This window comes from Kitasatospora phosalacinea, assembly GCF_000717185.1.
Lineage (GTDB): Bacteria > Actinomycetota > Actinomycetes > Streptomycetales > Streptomycetaceae > Kitasatospora > Kitasatospora phosalacinea_A.
Genome location: NZ_JNYE01000200.1, coordinates 1 through 3,425, shown reverse-complemented (window position 1 = coordinate 3,425; position 3,425 = coordinate 1). Strand labels below are relative to the sequence as shown.

Annotated in this window: 2 protein-coding genes and 1 CRISPR repeat array; both genes read right to left on the bottom strand. The window is 67.8% G+C overall.

Features of this window, described 5'->3' with window-relative positions:
* Window positions 1-805: 805 nt before the first annotated feature.
* Entirely contained in the window at window positions 806-1,375 is a 570-nt protein-coding gene (locus tag OO57_RS37405; protein WP_033257335.1) for a Uma2 family endonuclease, read from the bottom strand.
* Window positions 1,376-1,625: 250 nt separating this feature from the next.
* Window positions 1,626-2,016: a CRISPR direct-repeat array (repeat unit 24 nt; unit sequence CTGCTCCCCGCCCGCGCGGGGATG).
* A 150-nt stretch (window positions 2,017-2,166) separates the two neighbouring features.
* Window positions 2,167-2,409 (bottom strand): hypothetical protein, encoded by a 243-nt coding sequence (locus tag OO57_RS37400; protein WP_033257334.1) that lies wholly within the window; start codon window positions 2,407-2,409, stop codon window positions 2,167-2,169.
* Window positions 2,410-3,425 lie beyond the last annotated feature (1,016 nt).

The following is a 3,425-nucleotide window of genomic DNA, read 5'->3' as shown; positions in this document are numbered from 1 at the left end:
CTCTCCTCCTGACCTCTGAAGATCAGGATGATCAGACGACTGCGAGGTGGGTCCCATTTGATCCGCCGTTCAGCGGTCAGCTTTCACCCGGCGCCGACACTCCCCGCGCCCGCGGAGATGGTCCCCCGGTGCCGACCTTCACCCCGACGCTGCCTGACTGCTCCCCGCGCCCGCGCGGGGATGGCCCCGACACCCTGCCGGTCGCGCTGGCCAAGCTGGACTGCTCCCCGCCCGCGCGGGGATGGTCCCTGGTCGTGTGCGGGCGGGTGACAGTTTGTGGACTGTTCCCCGCGCCCGCGGGGATGGTCCCGGGTCCAGGCCCGTCGTCTCCAGATCCAGGGCCTGCTCCCCGTGCCCGCGGGGATGGTCCCGCGACTTACTGCGCGTGATCGCCTCGCTCGCTCTGCTCCCCGCGCCCGCGGGGATGGTCCCCCCGGCACCAACTTGACCGGCGCCGCGCCCTTCTGCTCCCCGCCCGTGCGGGGATGGTCCCCGGTGGACGTCCTCGTACGTGGCCGGCGTGGACTGCTCCCCGCCCGCGCGGGGATGCTCCCGCGACCGCCGCGGCACCGGCGAACCTGCTGCCCTGCTCCCCGCCCGCGCGGGGATGACCCCAGCCTGAGCAACGTCCAGGTGGTCTCCGGCGGTTGCTCCCCGCCCGCGCGGGGATGGCCCCGCGACGTCCTCCGGGCGGGCGGGGACGGTGGTGCTGCTCCCCGCCCGCGCGGGGATGGCCCCGGCTGCGGGCAGCCCTACCTGGTCGAGCCGGACTGCTCCCGCACCCGCGGGGATGGTCCCTACAAGTTCAGGTTGTGTAGCGGATCAGGTTGGTTGTGGTGAGGCCGAAGTCGAAGGGAGGCGGGATCGGGACGGTGTCACCGAACTTCCCGGTCCACTGCTGACGGTACGACCCGTTTGACGGCTCGGAGAACAGGACGACCGTGCCCTCGCGCGGATCGACCATCAAGTAGAGGGGAATGCCCATCAGCGGGTAGTCGCGGACTTTGCCGACCAGGTCGTTCTCGGGGTTCGACACGGAGACGATCTCAACGGCGATCTCGGCGAGTTCCGCCGGCACCTCGTTCCCACCGAACTCCACCACCGACACCGGGATGTACGTCAGGTCCGGGTTGCGGAGCTTGCCGACGTTCGGCGAGGCCAGATCCGTGTTCTCGCTGGGCATCAGCCCCGCTGGCCGGTGGGCGTCGAACTGCTCCCGCACGATGAGCAGGTTCCGCTGATGGATCACCGACGGCCCGGCCATCATGATGATCTCATCACCCGACACCTCGACCTTCCACCCGGCAGGAGGTGCCAGGCTCTGCGCGAACTCCAACAACTGCGCGTGGCGTTCAGGAACACGGAACTCAGGCATACCGCCATCCTCCCACCCCACACCCATGCCAACACCCCACGCCTTACAGCCCGCCAACACGCCCTCGACCTACCCCCGCACCCGCGGGGATGACCCCTCCCATCTCGGACATGCACGGCTGCGGAAGCCCTGCTCCCCACGCCAGCGGGGATGGTCCCATCACCCTCCACCACGGTGAGCCCGTCACCGTCTGCTCCCTGCGTCTGCGGGGATGGTCCCAGCGCCCCGAGCGCGGCGCGCACCGTCTTGAGCTGCTCCCCGCGCCCGCGGGGATGGTCCCGCCCGCGGCCGGCTGATGAACCTCGGTTTCCTATGCTCCCCGCGCCCGCGGGGATGGTCCCTGGGGCACGGCGCTCACCGACCGGCGGACCTACTGCTCCCCGCCCGCGCGGGGATGGCCCCTGGCAGCGACTCCAAGCCCGGAAGCTGCCGGACTGCTCCCCGCCCGCGCGGGGATGGCCCCCGCTGGCCGACGGGCGTCGTCGCCCGCTACCTCTGCTCCCCGCCCGCGCGGGGATGGCCTCGGGGGCTCGGTGTGGGAGCTGGCCGACGCGATCTGCTCCCCGCGCCCGCGGGGATGGTCCCATGGAAAGGGCGTTGAGTTCCGCCGACAAGGGCTGCTCCCCGCGCCCGCAGGGATGGTCCTAGCTACATCGACGGCGTGACCGCGCCGGCAGACTGCTCCCCGCGCCCGCGCGATGGTCCCAGCAGGTCCAATGGGGCTTGGGGACAGGTTCCTCCTCGCACCCACAGGGCCTGGACCTGAACTACCAACTGGCAGGCCGCAGAAGTCACAACACTGTGATCTGAATGATCGTCAAGCGTTGGGCCTGGTCGTTCATCAGGAACATGACCAGAAAGCGTTGAGTGATCAACAGCCGCGTCACGCCATCGTCCGCACCGTAGGGCACCGTCGTTCCATGCGGGTCCTCAGTCGCCTGGAACAGCGCAAGAGACAACTCCTCACCTAGGGATGGCGGCAGAGAGTCCCAGACAACCTGCTGTACGGAGTCGACATGAAGCGAGTACGCCATAACCGGAGCGTAGCCGGGCAGCTACGGATCTGACGAGAAAATGGGAATATCTAGGACCCCGGGAGACTCAAGCTGCGTGGTTTCGATTCCTGGTTACCTCGGCGCGCACCTTCTCCGTGACATCGCTCCACTGGCCCGGGAGCTCACCGCCAGGTCCCGCGTGCTCAAGAAGATCATGGCCTCGCCGTGCGCTGGCCTCAAGGCCATCGGCAATGCCCTGCCAGCGAGCAAACACAGATAGGAGTTCGTGAGCAGGTGCACGGTTGATCTCCGCGAAGAACCTCTGCCGGACTGCTGGCGCACCCAGTGATTCGCTAATTCGTTCGATTGTCCATGGTTCGCTCATTCTTGCCTCCAAGCCACAAGGACGGGCAGAACACCCACGCGCCGACAGCCTGTCAACCCGAGGAACACCCCCGAGCCCCGCGATCACACACAGTCTGAACCGTGTACTGCTACACACAACCCAGGCCATGTGCTACACCAGCACCGTAGCGCATTTCGCGCATGCCACCACGGCGAATCTGACAGTCCTGGCTGTCACCACATACTCACGTGAGTATGTGGTGACAGCCAGGACCGGATGAAACCGTCAGATCCCTATGCACCTCCGCTAGCGCAAGGACTGCATAGAGCTAAGGAGGAACGCACCGCTTCCACTCAACCGCTCCCCACAAGTCGGGGATGGCCCACACGCGGCCTGAGTGTCTGCCTACTCACCTAACCTGCTCCCCGCATCTGCGGGGATGGCCCCCAGCCCGGACCGCGTCCGGAGAACCCGAAGCTGCTCCCCGCGCCCGCGGGGATGGCCCTGGGGTATGGGCCTTGAGGTTGAACTTGCCTGCCCGCTCCCCGCACCCGTCGGTCCGCGCCGCCGTGGACGACTGCTCCCGCGCCTGCGGGGATGGTCCCTATCACTTAGAAGTCATCTCATTTGGTGATTCTGCGATTGCAGATGAGGGTGGCGGCGATGGTGGCGAAGGCCGCGAAGTGGGTGCCCTTGCGTTCGTAGCGGC

Bases quoted from the DNA above. Each gene is read 5' to 3' on its own strand.
- OO57_RS37405 (WP_033257335.1), bottom strand. From the start codon at position 1,375: ATGCCTGAGTTCCGTGTTCCTGAACGCCACGCGCAGTTGTTGGAGTTC.
- OO57_RS37400 (WP_033257334.1), bottom strand. From the start codon at position 2,409: ATGGCGTACTCGCTTCATGTCGACTCCGTACAGCAGGTTGTCTGGGAC.